The organism is Streptomyces sp. NPDC092952 (assembly GCF_044754785.1).
Lineage (GTDB): Bacteria > Actinomycetota > Actinomycetes > Streptomycetales > Streptomycetaceae > Streptomyces.
This window is the reverse complement of sequence record NZ_JBIVPT010000034.1, coordinates 19,124-37,215: the sequence shown is the minus strand read 5'-3', so window position 1 is coordinate 37,215 and position 18,092 is coordinate 19,124. Positions and strand designations below refer to the sequence as shown.

14 protein-coding genes are annotated in these 18,092 nt (G+C 68.6%); 12 read left to right on the top strand and 2 right to left on the bottom strand.

Features of this window, described 5'->3' with window-relative positions; genetic code table 11:
* Positions 1 to 93 precede the first annotated feature (93 nt).
* The gene (locus ACIQGQ_RS36015; RefSeq protein WP_402404547.1) at positions 94 to 999 is read right to left on the bottom strand and encodes a phosphotransferase family protein; all 906 of its coding nucleotides are present in this window, start codon (positions 997 to 999) and stop codon (positions 94 to 96) included.
* Between the two features lie 33 nt (positions 1,000 to 1,032).
* The gene (locus ACIQGQ_RS36010; protein WP_402404544.1) at positions 1,033 to 2,058 is read right to left on the bottom strand and encodes an XRE family transcriptional regulator; all 1,026 of its coding nucleotides are present in this window, start codon (positions 2,056 to 2,058) and stop codon (positions 1,033 to 1,035) included.
* Positions 2,059 to 2,902: 844 nt separating this feature from the next.
* On the opposite strand from ACIQGQ_RS36010, the gene ACIQGQ_RS36005 reads away from it, so the two are divergent.
* The 12 genes from ACIQGQ_RS36005 (at position 2,903) to ACIQGQ_RS35950 (ending at position 18,077) form a co-directional block, all read left to right on the top strand.
* Positions 2,903 to 3,421: a hypothetical protein gene (locus ACIQGQ_RS36005; RefSeq protein WP_402404541.1), complete on the top strand. Its 519-nt coding sequence runs from the start codon at positions 2,903 to 2,905 to the stop codon at positions 3,419 to 3,421.
* Between the two features lie 778 nt (positions 3,422 to 4,199).
* Complete coding sequence (locus ACIQGQ_RS36000) at positions 4,200 to 6,011, top strand: glycoside hydrolase family 15 protein (protein ID WP_402404538.1); 1,812 nt, start codon at positions 4,200 to 4,202, stop codon at positions 6,009 to 6,011.
* A 450-nt stretch (positions 6,012 to 6,461) separates the two neighbouring features.
* Positions 6,462 to 7,349 carry an SAM-dependent methyltransferase gene (locus tag ACIQGQ_RS35995; protein ID WP_402404535.1) on the top strand — a complete coding sequence of 296 codons (888 nt, stop codon included), beginning with the start codon at positions 6,462 to 6,464 and terminating at the stop codon, positions 7,347 to 7,349.
* 36 nt (positions 7,350 to 7,385) lie between these two features.
* On the top strand, positions 7,386 to 9,671 hold the full coding sequence (locus ACIQGQ_RS35990; RefSeq protein ID WP_402404532.1) for a nitrate- and nitrite sensing domain-containing protein: 2,286 nt from the start codon (positions 7,386 to 7,388) through the stop codon (positions 9,669 to 9,671).
* An 8-nt stretch (positions 9,672 to 9,679) separates the two neighbouring features.
* Positions 9,680 to 10,129, top strand: a complete 450-nt coding sequence (locus ACIQGQ_RS35985; RefSeq protein ID WP_402404529.1) for a roadblock/LC7 domain-containing protein — start codon at positions 9,680 to 9,682, stop codon at positions 10,127 to 10,129.
* Positions 10,126 to 10,518: a DUF742 domain-containing protein gene (locus ACIQGQ_RS35980; RefSeq protein ID WP_402404526.1), complete on the top strand. Its 393-nt coding sequence runs from the start codon at positions 10,126 to 10,128 to the stop codon at positions 10,516 to 10,518. The genes ACIQGQ_RS35985 and ACIQGQ_RS35980 overlap by 4 nt, the downstream gene beginning before the upstream one ends.
* Positions 10,502 to 11,095 carry a GTP-binding protein gene (locus ACIQGQ_RS35975; RefSeq protein WP_402404524.1) on the top strand — a complete coding sequence of 198 codons (594 nt, stop codon included), beginning with the start codon at positions 10,502 to 10,504 and terminating at the stop codon, positions 11,093 to 11,095. The genes ACIQGQ_RS35980 and ACIQGQ_RS35975 overlap by 17 nt, the downstream gene beginning before the upstream one ends.
* A complete protein-coding gene (locus tag ACIQGQ_RS35970; protein WP_402404521.1) occupies positions 11,082 to 12,302 on the top strand; it encodes a cytochrome P450 in 1,221 nt (406 codons plus the stop codon). Before ACIQGQ_RS35975 ends, ACIQGQ_RS35970 begins: the two co-directional genes overlap by 14 nt.
* The gene (locus tag ACIQGQ_RS35965) at positions 12,299 to 12,895 is read left to right on the top strand and encodes a hypothetical protein (RefSeq protein WP_402404519.1); all 597 of its coding nucleotides are present in this window, start codon (positions 12,299 to 12,301) and stop codon (positions 12,893 to 12,895) included. The genes ACIQGQ_RS35970 and ACIQGQ_RS35965 overlap by 4 nt, the downstream gene beginning before the upstream one ends.
* Before the next feature lie 55 nt (positions 12,896 to 12,950).
* A complete protein-coding gene (locus ACIQGQ_RS35960; RefSeq protein WP_402404517.1) occupies positions 12,951 to 16,055 on the top strand; it encodes a lantibiotic dehydratase in 3,105 nt (1,034 codons plus the stop codon).
* A gap of 110 nt (positions 16,056 to 16,165) precedes the next feature.
* Entirely contained in the window at positions 16,166 to 17,128 is a 963-nt protein-coding gene (locus tag ACIQGQ_RS35955; RefSeq protein ID WP_402404514.1) for a hypothetical protein, read from the top strand.
* Between the two features lie 94 nt (positions 17,129 to 17,222).
* Complete coding sequence (locus ACIQGQ_RS35950; RefSeq protein WP_402404511.1) at positions 17,223 to 18,077, top strand: DUF3825 domain-containing protein; 855 nt, start codon at positions 17,223 to 17,225, stop codon at positions 18,075 to 18,077.
* Positions 18,078 to 18,092 lie beyond the last annotated feature (15 nt).

Genomic DNA, 18,092 nt, shown 5'->3' with positions numbered 1-18,092 from the left:
GGCAGCTTCACCAGGAAGCAGTAGCCACCGCTACAACCAGCACCCCTGACACAACGCTCATACGGAAACGGACATCACTTCACGAACCGTCCACTAAAGAATGTTCCAACGTAGGGCGTTGTCGTGACGGCGGAGCCCATCCACACGCCGCACAACTTCGTCCAGACTGCTTGGAGCATGGTGAACTTTCTGCGCGTTTGTCGTGATCATCCGCAGCTCGCGGATCGCGGCCAGCGTCTGGTAGCCCGGCCAACTCGTGACGTTCCAGCCGTAGGCATCAGCGAATGCGGAGTAGTGCAATGGTCCGTAGCCGAAGCGTCTGCAGTGGACCTCCACAGTAACCAGGTCCCACTCGGGCTGCCCGGTCGCTACCGTGTCCCAGTCACAGAGTACGGCTTCGCCGTCATCTACATGGAGGGCGTTGCGGTGTTGCGGATCGCCCTGGATTACCCCTTTCGGTAGCTCGAACTTCACTATTTGAAGGGCCGACTCAAGGTGGTCGGCGTACTCGGCCAGGAACAGCAGAGTTTCTTCCGGAAGGCATGTGATCGCTGTGATCGACCGTCTGATCGCCGCAAGATTATCGTATTCGGGAAGCCTTACGGGTGGCGGGGGCAGAGTATGAAGTGTGTACAAAGGTTTGGCCAGTTGGACAGCAGCGACCGGATGATCCGGTTGGGGAAGATACGTCCAGAAGGTGATCGCATGTCGGTCAACGACAACGGGCTGTTCGACGGGGTGTAGCGGGACAGTAGGGAAGCCCCCATTCGTGAGCCAGTGAACGAACGCGACCGTTCGCGCCACGTCGCCTACGCGGGATCCGTTCCGTGCGATCTTGACGACTACCTTTTCCCTTTCGAGAAGGATGACCGCGTTAGTGTGCCCCCGAAGAAGTCGAGCATCGGAGAAGTCGAGACCGACGGCTGTGCACCCCCGGGCCAGGAGTTGACGCATCTCGGACTGAGAGAACCCGCCTGGGGTCTGCACTGCTTGTGTCATGAGGTCCAGGCTGGCCGACGATCCCCTCTGCTGTCACATCTGCCCTGGAGGAAGGGCGAGGATCTCGCGCAGTTCTCTAGCCGCGCGACCAGTCTGCGCACCACGGGGGAGAGTTCCGATGACCTCACGGGCTCGTTCCTCAACGATGGGCGTGCGGTGCTCCGGAGTCATCCGGAGGTACGTGGCACTGGCCAGCTGGCATGCCTCGGTCGGGTTACGTTCATGCGCCAGGCATAGGGCTGCCTCGAAGTTGAGCAACGCCGGATCGATACCGGTCCTCTTCGGGTAGAGGAGGAGCGCCGCTTCTTGGACCCGTCGAGCCAACCCTGTTCGACCTAGGGCTGTCAGTGTCCCGCTCTCATAAAGTCGGAAGCGTCTCTCCGGGAAGCCAAAGGCATCGTTGTCGGTCTTCCCGCCGGCGCCGCTCTGCTCGAAGGCTGCAGCAGCATGCCGGAGGGCGGCCTCTGCGCCCTGAGTATCTCCCAGCTTCGCCAGGGCACGCGCCTCGGCCGCTGACGCAAATGCCGCAGTGGCACTGGGCCGACCGCGGCAAATGATCCGCGCCTCCCGGGAAAGGGCTACTGCTGCTTCGAGAGGACCGTAGTAGAACGGAAGCATCGCCGCTTGTGCCCGCACTCGGGCCCGTAGCTCTGTGTTCCCGCTGTCGTCCGCGGCGTTCCGCGCTGTGGCGTACCAGCTCTGGGATCTGGTCAAGTGCCCCAGTTTCATGAGTGCATCCGCCATGAGAGTAGAGAGCATGGCAGTCAGCTCGGACAGGCGTACCTGGATGGCGGCTGGCTGCCGGTGCCCGGCCAGGTACTCGACTTCCGACAAGTGACCGAGGAGCGTCTTGATCATCGGTGCAGGCGGTGTATAGACGTACTGTTCCCGAGACCAGAGCACCTGCTCATCGAGCAGGTCAAGCTGATTCGGGCTGACGGTGCCGGCCGCCAATGTTCGGTCCACCGATCGCCGGGCTGCATCAACTTGCTGCTCCAGGGAGTCGACGGGGGACGGCTCCGAAAGGTGTGCCAGCAAGGTCGACGAGTGATCCGTCAAGGCAGAAGGCGAAGGCGAGATAGCTACTACACCTCCGAACCCGAGGTCCTGAAGCGTGCACTCGTAGAACTCACACAGTAGTCCAAGCGTTGCCGGGCGTGGCTGACGGCCAGTCTCCCAATGTCCCAACTGGTCGCTATCAGCCCGGGGGGCGTCTCTGCGCCCTGCGGCAAGAGCGTTCAAGCCCTCAGCTGCACCCTTCAGCGTTAGCCCTCGGGCAAGGCGCTGAGCACGCAAAGGGGATACAGCACAATGCCCATGGATGACCTGAGCGATCTCGGCAAAGGGCTTACTCCGACAGATTAGCCCTTCCCTTAACTGCCGCGCACAGGAGGGGCGGTGAGGGATGCTTTTCATCAGACCTCCTTGTCCGGACCGCTTCCTGGAAGCGTAGGGGGTGATCTGCCGACCGCGTGTGAAAAAGTGGCTTCTTCACGGATCAGTGTGCAAAGAAGTGACTCCCTACCACTGGCAGTAACTGATCAGTCATCCGTCACTGTTGCCCCTCGGGGCAGTAGGGCGAATCCTGCATACCTCGGAAGCCGAGAAGTCGCTCGCTGGACGGAGACAGTCGTCTCGGCCGACGAACGAGCGAGCGCCGTATCCTCTGGAGCAGCGGCCAGAGGATACGGCGCTCGCCACCCTGACCTGGGAGGTGAGCACGTTGACAGCTCTGTTGCACCGGCCGTCTCAGGCGGAGTTGATGTTGCCCCCCAGGGATGCAGGTGAACGAGTCGCGCATGGCGCTCTGTTCACTGTCCGCAGGAGACCAACCGGCCATCCCTTCTGCTTCTGCTCACGCATGCGGGGCGCAGATGCGGCTTCAGCACTGACAGGAGAGCGCGTGATCGTCGCCCTGGGCGGTCGGCCCCTCACCGGTAAGACCACTCTCGCACAAGCTCTGGCCGATGCAAGGCACGGCGCTCTGCTCGACGTGGTGGCGCTGCGGAGGGCGCTATTCCTTGAGCTGGTCACGGTTTCACCTGAGCTGCACAACCAGCTCTACGAGTGGCTTCTTCAGGCCGCGATGTGGCAGCTTGAGAGAGAGCCTGGCACCGTGATCGTACTGGACGGTCGCCCCCTGACTCGCGTTCGAGATGTCCTCTCCTTGCGTCGATTCACCGATGGAATCGGACACGCGCTCCACATAATCGAATGCGTTTGTCCTGACACGGTAGCCGCCCAGCGCGGCAGAGGGACAGATAGCTACGAGGCTTGGGACGGGAAGCGGGACGACTCGGCAGAGCGGATCCCGGAACCGAAGATATTCGTGGACACGCTCCGCCCCCTTGACTCCTGCCTCCGGTTCGTCCTCGACAGGATCTCTACAGCCGCCGAGGAGGAACTGTGCGCGGAGCAGTGAAGAGGGCCATCACGGCCCACCAACGGATCGTCTCACTGTCGCCCAAGCAGGGCAGGGAAACTCCGTGAATGCCGTTGCAAGTTGGCCGCCAGCGACCACGGACACTCGGGCTGTAGCCAAGGCATACATGCAGGTCCTGGGGTGGCCTTTGATCGCCGGGACAACCTTCGTGTCGCCGGATCGTGCGGCGGCCGAACTGGCGGAAGACCCAGATACCCAGCTGAGTACTCCCTGCTCCGCCTTCGACGCCGTCACGGTGTCGCACCTGGTAGGGACAAGGGCGATGGCCCAGTTCACCAGGTGCGGCTTGGGCCCCGTGCCGTGCCTAACCAAAGGGCATGACTGCGTGGTCATGCTCGTCCGGGCAGGTACTGGCAGCTCTATGTCCGACTTTGAGTTCGTGGTGTCGGTCGAGACCGGGGCTGGCGGACGGCTTATCCTGCCGCCCTCGTCCTGCTGGCGATGGGCCACGCCTCCCTGGGACGTCAAGTCCGAGTCTCCTCTCAGCCTCCCCAGAGGTTCCGAACTCGTCAAAGCTCTCAACCAATGCGCTGGTAAGGCGCGTTAGCTCCCCGTAACCATCACGGGTAGGCCATCGGGGTTGACGCCAGCCCTGGGCCGAGCCTGCACCGTATCGGCCCCGATGGTCGCTGCCCCTCTCGATCAGCGATCGGCCAACACCGCCGCACTGCCCTCATCTCATCTCCGCTCACCCGGCTCGCCGTTCACTGTTCGAACTGGACGAGGCTCCGGGCTTCCCCGCACAGATCGGAATTCCATGCATCCCCTCCGCATAAAGGACTACGCGTTCATCGGCGATATGCGGTCCGACGCTCTCGTCGGCCGTAACGGGTCGATCGACTGGTTGTGTCTGCCGCGCTTCGATTCGCGCGCTGTCTTCGCGCAGGTTCTCGGCACCGAGGAGCACGGCTTCTGGCGGATAGGCCCGGTCGGCAGCGATATCGCACCGTGTGACCGGCGTCGCTACTGGGCCGACTCCCTGGTGCTGGTGTCCGAGTGGGACACCCCACGTGGCACGGTCAGGGTGACCGACTTCATGCCGCCCCACGGCCAGTGCCCACAGCAGGTGATCCGGATCGTGGAGGCCCTGGCAGGCGACGTCGAGGTGGAGGCCGAGATCCGCCCGCGCTTCGGGTACGGGCGTCACGCGCCCTGGATCTACGAGGCCGACGGGCGTACGGCCGCGGTCTGCGGACCCGACACCCTGCTGCTCGACATCCCCGCCACCGCAACGACCGAGGAGAAGGACGGGACTCTGTGCAGCCGGTGCAGCATCGCGGCCGGCCAGAAGGTGGTCTTCGCCCTCAGCTGGCAGCCCTCCGAGCACGGGGCGCCGCCGCCGGCCGACATATTCGGGGCGCTCGCCCAGACCGGTGCGTTCTGGCGCGAATGGGTGGCGCGGTGCACGTACTGCGGGACCTATCGGGACGCGGTGGTCCGGTCCCTGGTCACGCTCAAGGGCCTGACGTACGCGCCGAGCGGCGGCATCGTCGCCGCGCCCACCACGTCGTTACCGGAGGAGATCGGCGGCGGGCTGAACTGGGACTACCGGTTCGGCTGGCTGCGCGACTCGGCGGACACTCTGTCTGCTCTGCTGCGTGCTGGGTACGGGCAGGAGACCGAGGAGTGGCAGCGGTGGCTGCTGCGGTCGGTCGCCGGTGACCCGGAAAACCTCCAGATCATGTACGGGGTTGGTGGGGAGCGGGAGCTGCCTGAGCGGGTGCTCGACTGGTTGCCCGGGTACGTGGGTTCAGGTCCGGTCCGGGTCGGCAACGGTGCGGCGGGCCAGTTCCAACTGGACGTTCCGGGGTCGGCCGTCGCGCTGCTGGCCCAGGCACACGGGTCCGGGCTGGCCTGGTGCGACGGCACCGCGGCGCTGATCGGACGGCTGGTCGACTACGTGCGGCAGCACTGGCGGGAGCCCGACGACGGAATCTGGGAGGGGCGCGGCGAGCGGGACCATTTCGTCCACTCCAAGGTGATGGCCTGGGTCGCGGTCGACCGTGCGGTCCGCCTGACGCAGAGGGGCGCCCTCGACCTGGACCTCCCCGCGTTGGAAGCCCTGCGGGATGAGATTCACGCCGATGTCTGTGTGCGTGGATTCGACGAGGTGAGGAACATGTTCACCCGGTCCTACGGGTCACAGGCGCTGGACGCCGCGCTGCTGCTGATCCCGGCGACCGGTTTTCTTCCGCCGGACGATCCCCGGGTGATCGGCACGGTCGGCATGGTGATGCGGGAGCTCGCCACCCCGGACGGCCTCGTCTACCGCTACCTCACCGATGGGCCCGAGGAGGGTGCCGATGGTCTGCCCGGCGGCGAGGGCGTCTTCCTGCTGTGTTCGTTCTGGCTGGTCAACGCGCTCGCGCTCACCGGCCGGCTCCCCCATGCACGGGCGCTGTTCGAGCGTCTCCTGGAGCTGCGCAGCGATGTGGGGCTGCTGGCCGAGGAGTATCACGTCGGCGACGGCCGACATCTCGGAAATTACCCACAGGGGTATACGCATCTGAGTCTCGTCGGGAGTGCTGTGCTGCTCGATGAGATAGCGCGGACGGAGGCTGCGGCGTGAGCCCGCTGCCTGTGACCGGGCGTGTGGGGCACCAGCGAACGTCTGGTGAGGAGAGTCTGGTGGTCGTGGGGTTCGATGATGCGCCTCCGCGTCCGCTGCCGGACCGGTTCGACGCGGTCCGGATCGGGGCGGGCCTGGGCATTCCGGCCATGCGCTCGCTCCTCGATTCCGACGAGGCCGGCCCGTACCTGGTCTGCCGTCAGCACCGTGCCGTCGTGGTTCCGGTGCCGCTCGGCACCGCCGACCGGTGGGTGGCCCCCCACTCCGAATGCGTCGGCCGCGCGGCCATCCGGAGACTGCGCTGCGTTGCGGGCTCCCAGCCGACGTGCCGGTCGCGTGTCTGGATCGCTCCGCCTCGGCCTGTAGTGACCAGCAGGACGATGAGCGATCCGGATGCGCTGTATCACGCGCTCAGTCTGGTGCGGTTGGTCCCCCGGAGCGAGGTGTGCTGTGCTTGATCACCAGCAGCGGGTCTCCCTGACAGCCGCCCCCATCGGCGCGGGCGGTTCAGAAGAGGCAGACTCCTGGGCATCGTCGGCCAGGACCACGCACTGGCTGGACGGCGGGACCCATCACTTCCCTGCGGACAGGGCACTGGGCCGGCAGATCGTCGAGGCGGCGCGGTGGTTCGAGGCGGCGCTGGAGGCCGGTCGGCACCATGCGCACCGGACGGTCGAGATGCTCCACGGGGCCGGGATCCGGCAATTCATCGATCTGGGCAGCGGCCTGCCGACCGGGCGTGCGGATCTGCCTCCCACCGCCGCCTCGGCCGAGCCCGACGCTGTCTTCATCCATGTCGATTCGGACCCCTACGTCGTGGAGCACGGGCCCGGACTCCTGGCCGGCGACCGCGCACGGCACCACTTCATGCGGGCCGACCTGCGGGACACCCTCCGCATCATGCGCGAAATTCCCTTCCACGGCCTGGACATGAACCGCCCGGTCGCGTTCCTCCTCCACAACGTCCTGCACGAGATCACCGACACCGCCGACGCGGCCGCGATCGTGCGCGCTGTTCTCCACGGTACGCCGCCGGGCAGCGTCCTCTCGCTCACCCACCCCGCCGATCTGGTCCGTGACGGATCGGCCGATGCCATAGCGGCCGCGTATGCCCAGGCCGGGCTGCCCGTTCAGTGGCGGACCGCCGAACAGATCCGTGACCTCGCGCTGCCGCCGGGCAGTTCCTGGCATCTGCGCGCGCCTGGGATCACACCGGTGAGCCTCTACCACCCGCCCCAGCAACAACGGCACCGCCCGGGCCAGCCCGGCCGCAGGGCCGGCGACCCCGCCCTGGGCGGTGGATACGCGGCACTGCTCCTCCACCCCGACCCCGCCTGACCTGCCATGACCGTTTCCGGCCGAGGACCCACACCCATGGACCGAACAGCTCACCGCGCCCCGCGCCCACGCCGCACCATGACGGTACGCGCGCGCCTGCTCCTGCTGGCGGCCGTCGCCATCACCGCGCTGCTGGGCCTGGCGATCACCAACACCGTGCCTGCGTGGGAGCAGCAGCGGGCCCTGCGCAACGACGTCCTGACCGGGACGTTAGGGGGGCAGGCGTCGCTTCCGCTCTTCGTGGGGGCACAGGCCGAGCGGACCCTGACAGCCGCGTACCTCGCTCATCCGTCCGACGCGGAGAGGAAGGCGCTCAAGGAGCAGCGGGCACGGACCGATGCCGGGGTGAACTCGTTCCGCACGTTGTCGGGGACCGAGCTCCAGGCCGGTGAGCGGCACCGCTGGGAGTACGTGGAGGCTGTCTATGCGCAGCTCACGACGCTGCCGAAGGTCCGCGAGCAGGTCGATGCCCGCGCCGGGGATCCGGACAAGGCGACCGGCTACTACACCGGTCTCATCAACTCGATGATCGCCTTCTATCAGGCGCTCAGCACGATGGACGACGGTCCGCTCACTGCGGAGACCCGGCCGCTGGTCGGCCTTTTCTATGCGGCGGACGCGCTGGCGCAGCAGGACATGCTGCTGACGCAGGCCCGGTATTCGGGGCGGATGACGTCCGCGCACCGTGTCCGGTTCGCCGAGGCGTACGGGTCTCAGCAGGTGATGTACGAGCGGTGGATCGCTCCGTACCTCCCGGCGCCGGAGAAGGCACGTTACGAGGAGATCACCGCCAGTACGGCGTGGCGGCGACTCCAGGACGCGCAGCGGTCGGTGCTCACGGCGTCGGCCGACGGGCTCGGCGCGGACCAGATCGGCGACCCGGCGGCCCTCAGCCACTGGGAGGCCGCGTACAAGGAAGTCAGCGAGAAGATCGCGGCCTTGAACCTGCGGCGTACGCAGGGGCTGCTGGCCCACGGGCTCCAGCGGGCGAACGACATCCGCGCCAACACCGTCTACCAGAGTGCCGTCCTGCTGGGCGCCGTGCTCTCGATCGCCATGCTCATCGCATGGCTGATCCGGTCCGTTTCTGCCCGGCTGGCCCAGCTGCGGGTACAGACACACAACGGTGCGGAGCACCTGACGCAGGTGGTGGAACGGCTGCACCGCGGCGATCCGGTCAGTGTGGAGAAGGAGTTCCCGGCTCCTCCGGCGGACGAGTTCGCGGACGTGGCCGTGGCCCTGGCCGAGGCCCAGCGGACCGCTGCGCAGCTGGCTGCCCGGCAGGCCTCCGACCGGCGCGGGATCGCCGCGTTCACCGGGGCCGCCGCACAGCGGACCCTCGGCCACATCGCCCGGAGCCTTGGACTCCTTGAGACGGTGATGGCCCGGCAGGACATCCACCCGACGCTGCTGGAGCAGCTGGTTCTCATCGACGGCTCTGTCACCGCTGCCCGGCGCCACCAGGAGTACGTCGGCACGCTGGCAGGCGTCGTGGACCACCGTGTCCTCTACACCGAGCCGACGGCACTGCTCGACCTGGTCAACAATTCCGCGGTCGAGACCGGGGCCGCGGCACGGGTCGACAACCAGGTCACGACCGCCGTCCTGGTCGCCCCCGAGCACGTGGCCGGACTGGTGACGGTACTGGCCGCGCTCCTCGACAACGCCCTCGCCAGCTCCATCACGCCCGTCGTCGTCCGTAGCCGGCAGGCGATGCACGGTGTGGCGCTGGAGATCGAGGACGCCGGGGCCGGCATGCCCGACGAGGCCATCGAGGCGGCCAACGCGAGCCTGGCCCAGAGCGGACCGTCGTTCGAGGCGATGGCCCACCGACGGGGCAGGCTCGGCCTTTTCGTCGTCGCCCAGGTCGCCGCCCGGCACCACGTGCACGTCGCTCTGCGCCCCTCCCCCTACCGCGGGATCACAGCGGTCGTGATGGTCGACGGCCGTGCTCTGACCGGTGAGCGGACCGTTCGGGCCACGGGGCGGCCGGGAACCTCGCTTCCCGCCCCGGCCACCCCGTCGGAACGTCCCCCTGTCCCCGGCACGGATCCTCTTCCCCGGCGTCAGCAGGAGTCCAGCCAGGTACCGGCCGCCGTACGGGGCGGGCACCACGACCCGGCACCCCGGACCTCCGGCTCCGGTGCGGCAGCCCTGCCGCAGCGCCGGCCCGGAGAGCACGTCCCCACCGCCCTCCTCACCACCAGCCCCGACGCCTCCCAATTCGGGTGGCGGGCATCCAACCCATCTCACGTTGCGACGAGTTGGGGCGAATTCCAGACCGGTACGCAGCAGGCCGAGCACCAGCTCCCCACCCAGTAAGGACCGCAATGAATCAGATCCAGCACCTCCTTGACCAGCGCGTCTCAGCGATCCCCCACGTGATCGGGGCCGTCGTGGCGACGAACGACGGACTCCTCCAGTACATGACCGGCTGGGACGTGAACGGAGACGTGAAAGGTCCCACCTCGACGGAGTCGGCCCGCACGACGCACGGTGAGTACCTGAGTGTCCTCGCCAGCTCCATGGCGAACATGGCGGCGAGGCAGTCCGATGCGCAGGGCGGCGGGCCGGTGCTGAGGACGTTGGTGGAGATGGAGCACGGGTGGTGCGTCATCGCCCGCGCGGGGGATCACTGCGTCGTCGCCCTGCACGCACTCCACCAGGCGAACCTTCGCCAGCTCGGCTTCGAGACGGCGGAGCTGGCCAACTGGGTCGGCGGCGTGGTGAGCAGTGCGGTCACGCCGACATCGTCCGGGTCCGAGCCACAGCACCGGTGACTTCTCCAGTGGGCCGCCGGTCCCGGCCGTACGCGGGGACCGGCGGCCGGACCCGCTCCCTGGGCCCCGGGCTGGCGATCGACACCCAGGTCATCCTGACCGGCACGCCCGAGCACCAGCTCCTCAGCGACGCGCACGGGCACTGTCTCCAGCTGTGCGCGGAGACATCACGAGCGGTGTCGGAGCTGGCAGGGCTCGTGATGCTTCCGGTCGGAGTGATCGCGGTCATCGTCGACGATCTCCACCGCCTGGGTGCCGTCACGCTCCAGGCGCCGGTGGACATGTCGCGCAACGACAACGTGTCCTTCGGCCTGATGGAGCGTGTGCTCCGCGGGCTGAAGGCCCAGTACGCACAGGACCTCAAGGAAGAACGTGGCCTTGCCAACTGACTTCTCCTCTCCCGCGCCCGTCAAGGTCGTGATCGCCGGCGGCTTCGGCGTCGGCAAGACCACGTTCGTCGGAGCCGTGAGTGAAATCGCCCCGCTCACCACGGAGGCGGTCATCACTGCGGCGAACCACGGCGACAGCACGTACGGGGTGGAGCAGAAGACGTCCACCACCGTGGCCTTCGACTTCGGCCGGCGCAGCATCGACGCCTTCACCCTGTACATCTTCGGCACCCCCGGCCAGGAACGGTTCTGGTTCGTGTGGGACGACATGATCCGCGGCGCTCTGGGCACCATCGTCCTGGCCGACACCCGGCGTCTCGCGGACTGCTTCGCCAGCATCGACTTCCTGGAGCTTCGGGAAGCGCCTTACATCGTCGCCGTCAACCGCTTCGACGGCGCCCCGGCCCACAGCGACGAGGAACTGCGTACGGCGATACAACTCCCGCCGCACGTACCCCTGCTGCACCTGGACGCCCGCGAGCGGTACTCCAGCACGCGCGCACTGATCGCCCTCCTGGAGTACCGGCTCAACCAGCCCGCCGACCGTACGTCCGGAGGCTCCCATGCCCACCACTGACCTGCCGCTCTTCGACGACGCGATCCTGGCCGACCCGTACCCCGCGTACCACGCCCTGCGGACCACCGGGGCCGCCGTGCACCTGTCCCGGTACGGCGTATGGGCGGTATCCCGCCATGCCGACGTCGCCGCCGTCCTCAAGGACCCCACCGCGTTCGGCTCCGAGGACGGCATCGCCCTGACCCCGCTGGCCAATGAGCAGGTGCTCGCCGGAACGGTCCTCGCCTCGGACGGGGCGCGGCACACGGCGCTGCGCCGGGTGCTGTCCCAGCAGCTCGCCCCCCGCGCGATGCGTGGCCCGGGGGGCCGCGTTGCCGCCCGGGCCGACCACCTGGTGGCGGCATCCCTGGAATCCGGCCGGTTCGACGCCGTCGCCCTGGCCTCCGACATGGTCTGCGGCACCGTCATGGAGCTGATGGGCCTGCCCGACACAGACCGGGAGACACTGCTGGCCGGTGCTGCCGCGACGTTCGACGTGTTCGGCCCCGACAACCAGCGCTACCAACGGGCGCTGCCGCTGGCATCCCGCATGGTCGAGATGCTCCACGAGAACCTCACCCGTGAAAACGTGGAGCGCGGGACGTGGATGGGCGCGGTCTTCAAGGCGGTCGACGCCGGGCAGATCGCCGAGTCCGACGCGATCCCGCTGGCCTCGGCGTACGTGGCCGCGTCGATCGACACCACCGTCCTCGGCCTCGCCTCCTGCATCGTGCAGCTGGCCCGGAACCCGGCCCAGTGGGAGATCCTGCGTCGTGACCCGATCCGCTGGTCCCTGCCCGCCTTCCACGAGGCACTGCGCCTCGAAGCCCCGATCCAAGGTCTCGGGCGGCTGCTGAACCAGCCCGCCGACATCGGCGGCGTGCGCCTGGCCGAGGGCGAGCAGGTATGGCTGCTGTACGGGTCCGCCGGCCGCGACGAGCGGCGCTGGGGGTACGACGCCCACCACTACAGCATCCGCCGCCCGCGCCCCGAGCAACACCTCGCCTTCGGCGCCGGCCCGCACCTGTGTGCCGGAATCGCGCTGGCCGAACTTCAGGCCCGGTCCGTCCTGCGGGCCCTGGCCGCCCGGTGCACCCGCCTCCACCTCGACAGCAGCCCCGTCCCCATCCTCCACAACCTCCTGCGCGGCTACCGCAGCGCCCCCGTCACCGCCAGGCTCGCGCCCGGCCCACAGCCGCGCCCGGTGCGTCAGGAAGGAACCTCGTGAACGCAGCCACCACGCGTCCGGCAGCGCTTCGCCCCGCGCCCGACCTCGTCCCGCCGCTACGGTCCCGGACGGTCGGACCGGGCTGGGAGGTCCTCCTCATGCCCGAGCCGCTCGCGCAGCGTGTCACGGCCGCGGCCGCACGGTCGACGACCACACCCGTGGGCTGGGTCTTCGCACACGACGATCACTGGGGAATTCTGCTGCCCGAGGGGTCGGGTGACCCCGCCTGGCCATCCGGCACCACCTACCTCCCGGTCGGCGCCAGTGTCGTACTCCCGCCGTTCACCTGGCGCAGGCCCCGTCACCGCTCCGGCTGGGTGAGCCAGGACGGCCCCATGATCAGCCGGCCGCTGCCCGTCCATCACCTCGTCACCCAGCTCGCCGCCGAACCGGCCTCCCCCCGTACCGGAGCCCTCGCCATGTCCACCACCTGCCCTGCCCCCTCCCCCCGGGCCGGCGCCCAGCCGGACGGCACCCCGGTGCGCGACGAGCCCGAGCGCCGCTGTGCCGAGGAGGTACTCGGGCTCGACCTTCAGGTCGCGGAAGTTCCCGGCACCGCTGGTGCGCTGGCGCACTTCTTCCTGGACCCCTGACAGCCGCTTCACCCACCGAACCACCCACCGCTTCCCGTTCCAGCAGGAAGAAGTCATGGCCCGAACCACCCTGTTCAACGTGCGGCCCACGATCACCGTGCGGACCGTCGTCCTCCACGGCGTCGTCGTCCCGCCGGTCCCCGACCTCACCACCACCCCACCGACCGCATGGCGGCGCTGGGTGGACGAGGTCTGGGACATCCAGCCGGTCGCCGCCGCGATCCGTCACGCCAGCCCCGACCTCGCCCACCGTCTCGACACCCTTGCCGAAGCTCCCGACGCCACCGCCGAAGCGCTCCGGCACCTCGTCCTCACCCTCCTCAGCTACATCCAGCGCGCCACGTGGCGGTCCACGCCCTTCGGTCTGTACGCGGGCGTCGCCACCGGGTCCTTCGGACCGGCCGCACACGCCCGGTGGGGCCAGGAGCACCGCACCCTCACCCGTGCCGGCGGCGCCTGGGTCGAAGCCGTCGTACAGCAGCTCGAAGCCATCCCGGCCGTGCGGCGCAGGCTGCGGATCTGCGCGAACAACGCGTTGGTCCGGCGTGGGGAGCGGCTGGTGCTGCCGTGGCGGCCGCGCGCGCTGGAGGAGACCGGTACGGCCGTGCACGAGGTGTCGGTGAGGGACACGGTGCACGTCGAGGCCGCGGTCGCACTGACGCGTACGCCGGTTGCCTACCGGGAGGTCGTGCACCAGCTGGCCACCCTGCACCCCGCCCTCGGGAAGGACCGGGCCCAGGACCTGCTCGATCTGCTCATCGCGGAAAAGTTTCTGCTGACCAGTCTGCAGGCGCCGGGCACCACGATGGACGCCCTCGCCCACATCGTGACCGAACTCGACCGCATCGACGCCCAGGACCTGCCCGGCCCGGCGGCGGACCTGGCCACCGGCCTGCACAGCATCCTGCTCCAGACACACGACCTGGACCGCCGCGATCCGCTGTCGGACGGAGCCGACCGGGTGCGGACGGATCTCGTCACCCGGATGTGCCAGGTCACCGTCCGGCCCTCGCCGCTCGCCGTCGACACCCGCGTGGACGCCGACGTCGAACTGCCGCAGGCGGTGGCGCGCGAGGCCCAGGCCGCCGCCACCGTCCTGGCCAAGGTCAGCCCCGATCCGCACGGGGCCCCGGCATGGACCGACTACCAGCACCGGTTCCTCCAGCGCTACGGCGACGGCGTACTCGTCCCCCTCACCGAATTACTCGACCTGGGCACCGGCCTCGGCCTCCCCCACGACTTCCACGGCACCCCCCGCCAGCCGAGGCCCCGCACCCTGCGCGACCGGCTGCTCACCACGCTCGCCCAGCGCGCGCACACGCTCGGCGAAGACCTCGTCCTCGACGACGCGCTCGTCGAGCAGCTGGCCGCTGGCACGCCCCCCGTCACCGCCAACGACGTACCACCGCACCTGGAGATGACCGCGTCCGTCCACGCACCCACCCCCCAGGACGTGAACGCCGGACGGTTCACCCTCATGGTGCGCAGCACGAGCCGCAGGTGGGGGCAGTTCAGCGGCGGCCGGATCGCCGCCCTTCTGGACGAGGACGCCTCCTCAGACGGGCTGCCCTCGATGCTGGCCCACCGGCCGACCACCATCCAGGGCGCCGAATCCGCCCAGGTGTCCTTCCCTCCGCTGATGCCGCGGGCCGCCTACATCACACGCACGCCCCGCCTGCACTCCCCCCTGATCTCCCTGTCCGAACACCGCCCCCCGGACCCTGATCTCGTGCCGCCGAGCGACCTGGCGGTCATCCACCACGAGGGCCGGCTGCACCTCGCCTCCCTCTCCCGCGGCCGCCTGCTCGAAGCCGCCGTCCCTCACCCGCTCCAGCTCGAATGCCAGACACCCACCGTCGCCCGGTTCCTCGACGAACTGGAACGGGGGCAGAGCACAATCCTCAGCGGGCGCCTGGGAAGCCAGGACGCCTGGGACTGGGGAACCGCCTCGGCCCTCGCCCACCTGCCCCGTGTCCGGTCCGGGCGCAGCATCCTCAGCCCGGCCATCTGGCGGCTCGCCGGAGCCGGCCTGCCCGGCCCCGACGCGTCCACGGCCCAGTGGGATGCCACGCTCACCGAACTCCGGGACCGCACGCGAATGCCCCGCGACGTGTACCTGACCCGGTTCGATCTTCGTCTTCGCCTGGACCTCGACGATCCGACCCACCGCCAGCTGCTGCGCCGGGAGACCGAACGGCGCCAGTTCGGCGAGCTGTCGATCGTCGAGGCCGAGCCGAACGACGCGTACGACTGGTGCGGGGGCCGGCCGAACGAGACCGTCTTCTACCTTGAGTCCGCCGCGCCGCCCCGGAATGGACCGGACATCGGCCGGGCTCCGGTCGTACGGCCCAGCCACGCACACCTGCCCGGCGCGTCCCGCTACCTGTCCGCCCGGCTGTACGGGTCATCCCTGGCCCGGCGCGCCCTGCTGGCCGATCACCTGCCGTCCCTGGCCGCCGGTCTCCCGCACGGCCGGTGGTGGCTCACCCCGCACGACGACGGTCCGCGCCCGTACGCCGAACTCACCGTCCGATTCCCCCGTGGTGCCGACGCCTGCGACGCGATGCGCCGGTTCGGCCCGTGGACCGCGACCCTGATCGCCTCCGGCGTCGTGTCCGATGTCGCCGTCGTACCGTACCGCCCGCACGTGGGCGTCTGGGGAACGGACGAGGCCCTGGCCGCCGCGGAGGACGTGCTGGCCGCCGACACCGCAGTCGTCTCCCACCAGCACGCCCACCTGCCCGTACCCGTCCCCCAGCCGGTGCTCGCAGCAGCCAACGTCCTCTCCCTCGCCTCCGGGCTCAACGGCTCGGTCGCGGAAGGTTTGCGGTGGCTGGCCGACCGGCCGAAGCCGGCCACGACCGCACCGCTCGCCCGCCTGCTGGTCCAGCGCGCCCGCACCCTCATCACCCCGGACGACGACTGGACGGCACTGCGCCAACTCCCCGGCATGGCAGCTCTCGTGGACGGCCCCTGGGCGTCGCGGACCACGGCCCTGGCCACCTACTCCCAAACCTTGCGGGCCTCCCCCGACCACGTACTGGAAGCGCTGGTCACCGCCCATCTGCGCCTCGTCGGCGAGGAACCCGACGGGACCGCGTGGCGCCTTGCCCGGTCCGTCGCCCTCGCCGCCACCCGCCCTCGTCGGAAAGCCCTCTGACCGCCCCAGCCCCTCGGGGCACCGTTCCCCACCAGACCCGGAGACCTCGCATGCCCACCCACCCGACACCGACACCTCCACCGACGGCTGCGGCGTCGTTCGACGGGCTCGTGCCACTCCCCCTGGCCCCGCTCACCATCCGTATGCCCGAGCGGATGCCGCCGACGGGCAGCTGGGTGCCCGCACCGTCCCACCGCGCCGTGCTCCAGGGCCTGGTGCACGGCATGACCCGTGACGAGTACGCCGCGGAGTCCGGCCTGGCCCGCAGCACGGTCGCCGGCTACATCCACGCATGCCTGACGCGATGCAGCGTGATCTGCATCCGCGCCCTGGCCGGCCAGGCGATCCGCCTCGGCATCGCCACCGTCGCCCCGCTCCCCGCACCGGACCTTCCCGACGCCCTCACGGCCGTGTGGGCGTACCTGGCCGCGGACGTACGCGACGACACGCTCACGGCCCACATCGCACGCGCCACCGGCTACACCCGCACCATGGTCGACGCGGCGCTGGCCGAGCTGAGATCGCTGGGTGAACCCGACAGCACCCTCGTCGTCCGGGGCTGCGCCTACGGCATCATCACGCCGGAGGAACCTCGTACGCTTCCCGTGCTTCCGCGACAGCACGCCGGGAAGCGCCCTCTCCCCAGCCCCCGCCAGCACCCCGTGCCGCCCCGTGCGGACCCCCTCGGCCTCCTGCCCGAGACCATGTCACGCAGCACGGAGCCCTCCGTGCTCTCCGGCCCCTGGGTCACCGGATTCGCATTCGATGTCGTGCGCGTGTCCCCGGAGGTCTGCCGCACCGCCCTGGCCACCCTGCAGGAATGGCACCGACCCGGCCCTGTCGTCGGATCGATCGAGGCCCGCACTGCGTTCTTCCTCGTCGAACCGGGGACGCTCCCCGACCGGTGGCGTACCGCCGGCGCGCGCCTCTGGAAGCGGGGCATGTCCGTGCAGTTGCCCACCAGCTCCGGCACCTGCACGGCTTATTGGGCTGTGCCCTACACCGGCACCTACTGGAATACCCACAGCATTGTTCAGATTCTGGGCGGCTCCTTCACTACTCCCAGGGGATAGCGCCGCACCTGCCGGGCATGCAACGAAGAGAAATAGGAAGAATTCTATGACAACTCACCACGTCCCCCATCTCGCCACCAGGGAAGCAACCAGAATGCAGAACACCCCGGACTACCCTTCCGTCCCGGAAGCAGCGAAAGAAAACATAAGCAATTCCTCCCTCTATGAATTCGCATGGCTGGGAAAATTGAGGACGCATGAGGAAAGGCGACTCGGGATCGGCAGTCCGGACACATTCGACCGCCTTGCGAACATCGCCTCCCACGAGCCCTGGGGTGAGGCGGCTCGCCCCAACAGTGAGGACATCGGAATTCTCCTGTACTACATAACCAACACTTTCGCCCGGGCGGTCGATGAAGGTACGATCCTCCCGGATTTTGAGAATCAGGCAGCTGTTTTCAATACGGGCCTTTTGACAGAGAACCAGGAAGACATCTACGGAATCTTCACTGCCACCACCTCCCACGGGAATATCAAGCCTTGGAGCTTGAAAGACTGGTTTGTGTCCAGCAACGGTCAACTGGAGCGCTTTCCTGAACTCCCCGGCCCGGTGGTTCATTCCGAGGAGCCGAGCGACTACTACTTCGACTGGCACCTCCCTCTGGAATCCAGGTTCTTCAATATCGAGCACCTGGTTTCGACGAGTTTTTCGCGTGCCGCGGGCGAGATCCCGTATGGACTCGGGCTTGCGGTGAAGGCGGCGACGGAGCATGCTCGCGGCATTGCCTCACGAATGCCGGGTACAGCCGTTCCGTCGTGGGATTTCAAGAAATCCGCGGTGCAGATACTGCTTCCACTCTTCCTCTCCACTCCGGTCCACCCTGACGCGGCCGTCGCATTGACACGAATTCGCGACACCTATATTGCGGATGAGGTAATTCCGCTGGACTTTGCCTACAAGAGAGCCCGTCTCGTAACTCGCCCGCACGCCCGCTGGCTGGCCCGCTAAAGCGCGGCTCAACGA

Excerpts from the sequence above, each read along its gene's own strand:
- ACIQGQ_RS36015 (WP_402404547.1), bottom strand. The coding sequence starts at position 999 with ATGACACAAGCAGTGCAGACCCCAGGCGGGTTCTCTCAGTCCGAGATG.
- ACIQGQ_RS36000 (WP_402404538.1), top strand. The coding sequence starts at position 4,200 with ATGCATCCCCTCCGCATAAAGGACTACGCGTTCATCGGCGATATGCGG.
- ACIQGQ_RS35990 (WP_402404532.1), top strand. The coding sequence starts at position 7,386 with ATGGACCGAACAGCTCACCGCGCCCCGCGCCCACGCCGCACCATGACG.
- ACIQGQ_RS35985 (WP_402404529.1), top strand. The coding sequence starts at position 9,680 with ATGAATCAGATCCAGCACCTCCTTGACCAGCGCGTCTCAGCGATCCCC.
- ACIQGQ_RS35970 (WP_402404521.1), top strand. The coding sequence starts at position 11,082 with ATGCCCACCACTGACCTGCCGCTCTTCGACGACGCGATCCTGGCCGAC.
- ACIQGQ_RS35960 (WP_402404517.1), top strand. The coding sequence starts at position 12,951 with ATGGCCCGAACCACCCTGTTCAACGTGCGGCCCACGATCACCGTGCGG.
- ACIQGQ_RS35950 (WP_402404511.1), top strand. The coding sequence starts at position 17,223 with ATGCAGAACACCCCGGACTACCCTTCCGTCCCGGAAGCAGCGAAAGAA.